This window comes from Actinomycetospora sp. (assembly GCF_055612215.1).
Map to the genome: position 1 here is coordinate 1 of NZ_JBVPVA010000641.1, position 5,719 is coordinate 5,719.

Genomic DNA, 5,719 nt, shown 5'->3' on the forward strand with positions numbered 1-5,719 from the left:
GCGCCGCCGGAGGGTTGCCAGTCGGGCGCGTCGGCGGCGACCTGCTCGAGGTCGCCGAGCGAGCGGTGGCTGTGGGGGCGGATGCGCGGGTCGGCGACGGCAGTGGTGACCCGCTCCCCGGTGGCGTCGTCGGAGACGACGACGGCGGGCGCGGAGTCTGCGAGGCAGTGCACGAGCTCCTCGGGGCCCAGCCGGGTCGAGAGCGGCACCGCGACGGCCGCGAGGCGCTGGACGGCGATGTGCAGGGCCGCGGCGGGTTCGCCGCCGGTGAGCACGAGCGCGACCCGGTCCCCGCGGCGCACCCCGAGCCCGGCGAGCGCGTGGGCGAGGCGCGCCGTGCGGGCGTCCCACGCCGACCACGTCATCGGGGCGGGCCCGCCGACGGCGCGGCGGTGCGGGTAGCGCTCGACCGTCCACGCCCACGCGGTCGCCAGATCCACAGGGCACCCCGATCATGCTCCGTCGCGTATCGTCCGATTCGGACTGTATGGATCGGGGCCCGGGAGGGCAAGGGTCGGTAGGGTCCCGACGGTGGCCGACCGTCTGTCCCCGACGTCGTACGTCGTCCTGGGGACGATCGCGCTGCGAGGACCCTCGACGTCGTACGACCTGAAGCGCGCCGTCGGCCGGTCCATCGGCTACTTCTGGCACTTCCCGCACGCGCAGCTGTACTCGGAGCCGCAGCGGCTGGCCGACCTCGGCCTGCTCGAGGCCGAGACCGAGGAGGGCGGCCGGCGACGGCGGACCTTCCGGCTGACCGACGCCGGGCGCGACGAGCTCCGGGCCTGGCTCGCGGAGCCCACCCCCGAGCACTTCCAGATGCGCGACATCGCCGAGCTCAAGCTGTTCTTCAACGAGGTCGGCGACCCGGGCGACGTCACGCGGCTGGCGCGCGAGCAGGTGGCGGCGCACCGGGAGCGGATCGCGGTCTACGAGGAGATGCAGGAGCGCTACGCGTCCCTCGACGCGGTGGCCAAGCGCATGATCACGTTGCGGCTGGGCCTGGAGATGGAGCACGCGGCGCTGCGGTTCTGGTCCTCGCTGCTGTAGGTGCGTGCGCGCCCGTGAGCGCTTTCGGGGGCCATGACACCGGAAAGTGCTCACGTGCGCGCAGCGCACCGGGCCTGCGCGGTGAGCCAGGCCGCGAACTCCGCCGCCGACCAGCCACGGTCGAGCACGAGCCGCCGGTAGAGCGTGCCGTCGTTCAGCGCCCAGAACGCGTCGGCGGCGCGGTCCTCCGTGACGCCGGGCGCGAGGCCGCCGATCGAGGCGAGGTGGCGGGCGAACGCCCGGGCCCCGTCGAGCCGCTCGGTGGCGGCCTTCGCGAGCAGGGCCGCGGCCTCGGCGTCCACGTCCGCGGCCGCCTCCAGGACCCGCCCGATCGACGCCGAGCGCGCCGCGACGTCGACGAGCACCTCGGCCCAGCGCCGCAGCGCGTCCGCGGGGTCGGTGCTCGCCTCGATCGCGAGGACCGCGGGCCGGTCGGCCATCGGGACCGGCTCGTCGTCGCCCACCAGCGAGAAGTCCCAGGCGAGGGCGAGCAGCGCCGCCTTGCCGCCGACGGCGTTGACGACTGTCCGGCGACTCACCCCGGCTGCCGCGGCGACGGCGTCGAGCGTGGTGTCGGCGTAGCCGCGCGCGACGAAGAGCCCCGCCGCTGCCTCGACGACCGCGCGTCGGGTCGCGCGGGCCTGCTCGGTGCGCAGGTCCGACCGGTAGGGCCGCCGCTCGCTCACCGGTGACCTCCTCGTGTCTTGACGGACCCACACATCCGCTGCACTCTCGGTGCACTCAAATTAGCACCAGGAGGTCGGGATGCACGTCGCGATCATCGGCGCCGGCCCGACGGGACTGTTCCTCGGGGCCGCGCTCGCCCGCCGCGGGCACCGGGTCACCGCGGTCGACCGGGACGCCGGTCCCGGCACCGACGGCGGGTGGGCGCGGCGCGGGGTGATGCAGTTCCACCACGCCCACGGGTTCCGCCCGCAGATCGGCGAGGCCCTGCGGGCCGAGATCCCGGAGGCCCACGACGGGTGGGTGGCCGCCGGCGCCGAGCCGATCACGCTCACCCTGCCCGACGGCCGGCGCCTGCCCGGCGGGATGCGATCCCGGCGGGAGACCTTCGAGCGGGCGCTGCGCGCGGCCGTCGTCGGGACCCCCGGTCTGACCCTGCGGCGCGGGCACGTCGACGCGGTCACCCTCGACGACCGGCGCGCCACCGGCCTGCGGGTCGACGGCGTGGACCTGCCCGCGGACCTCGTGATCGACGCGTCCGGCCGCGCGGGACGGGCGACCCGGGCGCTGCGCGCCGCCCCGACGATCCTCGGCCGGGTCGGCGTCGCCTACGTCGACCGGCAGTACCGGTTGCGTCCCGGCGCGGCGCCGGGTCCGATGACGAACCCGCTGGCCTGGCAGGCCGACCTCGACGGCTACCAGGTGATCGTGTTCCGGCACGAGCGTGGGATCTTCTCGGTGCTCCTGGTGCGGGCGACGAGCGACCCCGACCTCGCCCTGCTCCGGCACGAGGCGGCCTTCGACGCGGCCTGCCGGGTGATCCCGGGCCTCGACGACTGGACCGACCCGGAGCGTGCCGAGCCGATCTCCCCGGTGCTCGTCGGCGGCGCGCTGGTGAACCACTACCGCGGCCAGGCGGCGCCGGACGGGACCGTGCGCCGGTCCTTCGTGGCCGTGGGCGACGCCGTCGCCACGACCACGCCGATGTTCGGCCGCGGGATCACGACCTCGCTCATGCAGGCCCGTGAACTGCTCCGGCGCCTGGACGGCGGTGCCGATCCCGAGGACGTCGCCGTCGGCTTCGACGCCTGGTGCGCGACCCACATGCGGCCGTGGGTGGCCGACCACGTCCGGATGGACACCGCGATGCTCGAGCGCTGGTCGGGCCGGGACGTCGACCTGACCGGCCGTCTGCCCTCGGACCTCGTGATGGCCGCGGCGCAGGTCGAGCCGGCGATCGCCGCGGCGCTCCCGCCCTACCTCGCGATGCTCGCCGGGCCGGACTGCCTCGACGAGGTGGAGCCGCTCGCGGCGGCCGTGTACCGCCGCGGCTGGCGCCCGCCCCGCCCCGACGGGCCCGGCCGGGACGAGCTCGCCCGCGTGCTCCGGGGTGCGCCGGTCCCGGCCTGAGCGACGGCGCTACTGGCGGTAGTTCTCGACGATGCTCGCGTCGCGCTCGTGCGCCTCGCCCTCGTCCTCGCCGGCGTCCCGACGACCCTGGCGCTGGCGCTTGAGGTCGAAGAGGCGGTCGCGCTCGACCTGCAGGGCGGCCAGTCGGTCGGCGTCCTCGTCGGTCACCCCGCCGTGGGCGCGGTTGCGGATCTCGTGCTCCTCGGCCGCGTTGGCGTCGATGCGCTCGGCGATCTCGGCCTCGGTGCGGGGTTCCTCGCTGGTCATGGCGGCCAGCCTAGGCGGCTCGATCCCGCTCCCACGGCGAGACCGTCCCCGGGCTCCGGAGATCCACGAAGCGTGATGACGTCGATGCGGTCGGTGTTGACGCGCACCGCTCGATCTGGTCCCCTTTCCGGCGCACGTCTGTCTGCGGTTCACGCCTGGTGCCGCTCCGTGACTCCGGGCCGGTCTCCCCGTACCGGCCGGGTCGGAGGGCGCCCCGTGTCCACCACTCCCCACTCGCTCGACGCCGTCGACGACCCCGACGCTCCCGCCGCCGGCCCGTCCCGCCTGCGCATCGCGTCGACCCGCCCCCGGCCCGGCGTGGCCGTCGTGCGCGTGTCCGGGGAGATCGACCTCGTCGACGCGGCCCGGCTCGACCACCTCCTGCGGACGGCCCTCGCCGACGCCGCCGCGACCGCTCGCCTCGACCCCGCCGAGCACCCGCGGGTGGTCTGCGACCTGGACGGGGTCGAGTTCCTCGGCGCCGCCGGGCTCGGGGTGCTCGCGAGTGCCGTGGTCGTCGCCCGCACGCACGCGGTCGAACTGGTCTGCTTCACGGTCCGGCGATCGGTCCGCCAGGTGATCCGGCTGACCGCTCTCGATCAGGCGCTCTCGCTCATCCCCACCGGCCTCGACGCAGGGACGGCGGGCGACGACGGCGCCTCGGCGGTCTGGTCCGCCTGAATCGCCCGGCGTCAGCGGTCCGTGCGCCGATCGCCCGCGGGACGCAGCGGGTCGTGGCCCATGGTCATGAGGTAGCGGCGCCAGCCCGCCGAGGGGCCCGCGTCCGGCTCGAGGTCCTCGCCGCGCTCGGCGTGGACGATCGAGACGACCCGCGTCATGACCTCGAGGTCGTGGTCGTCGAGGTCGGTCTTGCGCTTGCCGAGGACGGCGAGCACGTCGGCCCCCGTCGGGGGCATGCGCTCCCCGGGGACGTAGTCGGCGTCCTCGGTGGCCTCCTCGGTGAACAGCCACGTCTTCAGCTCACGGGAGTCCATGTTCACCACGCGGTGGAACTCGTCCCAGAGGTCGTCGTACCCGGCGCTCGAAGTCATCCCCGCCCGTTCCCGGACCACGGGCCCGCGCAATCCTCGGATCGCCCGGCTAGATCCGGTCGCCGTAGACGCGCTCGACGGTCATCGTCATGAGCACCCGCCGGTCGGCGACCATGGTGGCGCGGTACTCCTCCCAGTCCGGGTGCTCGCCCGCGGCCGCGCGGTAGTACCCGACCAGGGCCTCGACCTCGGGGCCGTGGGGATCGGTGCCCGGCCCGGTCAGGGTGACCGGGCCCTCGGCGGTCGCCCACGCCCGGCCGTCGGAGGAGGTCACCTCGATCGCGGCCCGCGGGTCGCGGCGCAGGTTCGCGGTCTTGGCCCGGCCCTCGGTCATCGAGACCTGCAGGGTGCCGGCGTCGGGGTCGTAGAACGGCGTGACGGGGGAGAGCTGGGGGAGGCCGCTCGCCCTGATCGTGGCCAGCACGGCCAGGCGGCTCGAGGTGAGCAGGGCGTCGTGGTCGGCGCGTGAGGACATGCCCGCGATCCTCCTCCGTCGGGCCTCACGACGACGAGGCGTGTGCCGGGCGTTCGAGCCGCGCCGTCGCCGGGAACCGTGCAGAGGGCACGCCGACACGGCATCCGGGTCGACGCGCGAGGACCGCGAGACGGAGATGGCCGTGGCTGGAGTGCTGCAACGGTTCGACGGCTACCAGCGCCGGCACCGCTGGGTCGGCCTGCCGCTGGCCGTCGTCTACAAGTTCGTCGACGACCAGGGCACCTACCAGGCGGCGCTGCTCAGCTACTACGGCTTCGTGTCGCTGTTCCCGCTGCTGCTGCTCGCGGTGACCATCCTCGGCTTCGTGCTGGCGAACGACCCCGCCGCCCAGCAGGCCGTGCTCGCCTCGGCGCTGCGGAACTTCCCGGTGATCGGAGACCAGATCGGCGCCAACGTGCACTCGCTGCACGGGAGCGTCGCGGCGTTGTGGATCGGCATCGGGGTCAGCCTCTACGGCTCGCTCGGCATCACGCAGGCCCTGCTCAACGCCATGTGCCAGATGTGGGCCGTGCCGATCGCGGAGCGCCCCGGGCTCCCCGCCGCCTACGGCCGGGGCCTGCTGCTGCTCGGGCTGATCGCGATCGGCGTGCTCGTCACGACGGCGCTGTCGGCCGTCGGCACCGCGGCGAGCGGGGCGATCGCGGGCGGTCCCCTCGCTGGGCTCGGCCCCGTGGTGGGCGTGGTCTCGCTGCTGGGATCGATCGCGGTGAACGTCGGGGTGTTCCTGGTCGGGCTGCGGTTGGTCACGGTCGTGCCCGTG

Annotated in this window: 9 protein-coding genes; 4 read left to right on the forward strand and 5 right to left on the reverse strand. The window is 75.0% G+C overall.

Annotated elements, in window-relative coordinates:
• A partial coding sequence (locus AC0CYZ_RS17570) for an AMP-binding protein (protein ID WP_472217627.1) occupies positions 1–440 on the reverse strand: 440 nt, incomplete at its 3' end.
• Between the two features lie 91 nt (positions 441–531).
• On the opposite strand from AC0CYZ_RS17570, the gene AC0CYZ_RS17575 reads away from it, so the two are divergent.
• Complete coding sequence (locus AC0CYZ_RS17575) at positions 532–1,050, forward strand: PadR family transcriptional regulator (RefSeq protein WP_472217629.1); 519 nt, start codon at positions 532–534, stop codon at positions 1,048–1,050.
• 50 nt (positions 1,051–1,100) lie between these two features.
• On the opposite strand, the gene AC0CYZ_RS17580 is transcribed toward AC0CYZ_RS17575, so the two are convergent.
• Positions 1,101–1,736, reverse strand: coding sequence for a TetR/AcrR family transcriptional regulator (locus AC0CYZ_RS17580; RefSeq protein WP_472217631.1), 636 nt, complete (start codon positions 1,734–1,736; stop codon positions 1,101–1,103).
• 79 nt (positions 1,737–1,815) lie between these two features.
• On the opposite strand from AC0CYZ_RS17580, the gene AC0CYZ_RS17585 reads away from it, so the two are divergent.
• Positions 1,816–3,144 (forward strand): FAD-dependent monooxygenase, encoded by a 1,329-nt coding sequence (locus AC0CYZ_RS17585; protein ID WP_472217633.1) that lies wholly within the window; start codon positions 1,816–1,818, stop codon positions 3,142–3,144.
• Positions 3,145–3,153: 9 nt separating this feature from the next.
• Here the strand turns inward: AC0CYZ_RS17585 and AC0CYZ_RS17590 are convergent, their stop codons facing one another.
• Complete coding sequence (locus AC0CYZ_RS17590; RefSeq protein WP_472217635.1) at positions 3,154–3,411, reverse strand: DUF2630 family protein; 258 nt, start codon at positions 3,409–3,411, stop codon at positions 3,154–3,156.
• Positions 3,412–3,627: 216 nt separating this feature from the next.
• Between AC0CYZ_RS17590 and AC0CYZ_RS17595 the strand changes: the two genes are divergently transcribed.
• Positions 3,628–4,092 (forward strand): STAS domain-containing protein, encoded by a 465-nt coding sequence (locus tag AC0CYZ_RS17595; protein WP_472217636.1) that lies wholly within the window; start codon positions 3,628–3,630, stop codon positions 4,090–4,092.
• Positions 4,093–4,103: 11 nt separating this feature from the next.
• Here AC0CYZ_RS17595 and AC0CYZ_RS17600 read toward each other — a convergent pair whose 3' ends face one another.
• Together AC0CYZ_RS17600 and AC0CYZ_RS17605 are read right to left on the reverse strand one after the other, a co-directional pair.
• Complete coding sequence (locus tag AC0CYZ_RS17600) at positions 4,104–4,463, reverse strand: DUF3140 domain-containing protein (protein ID WP_472217637.1); 360 nt, start codon at positions 4,461–4,463, stop codon at positions 4,104–4,106.
• Positions 4,464–4,512: 49 nt separating this feature from the next.
• Positions 4,513–4,938, reverse strand: coding sequence for a PPOX class F420-dependent oxidoreductase (locus AC0CYZ_RS17605; protein WP_472217638.1), 426 nt, complete (start codon positions 4,936–4,938; stop codon positions 4,513–4,515).
• 142 nt (positions 4,939–5,080) lie between these two features.
• Between AC0CYZ_RS17605 and AC0CYZ_RS17610 the strand changes: the two genes are divergently transcribed.
• A partial coding sequence (locus AC0CYZ_RS17610) for a YihY/virulence factor BrkB family protein (RefSeq protein ID WP_472217640.1) occupies positions 5,081–5,719 on the forward strand: 639 nt, incomplete at its 3' end.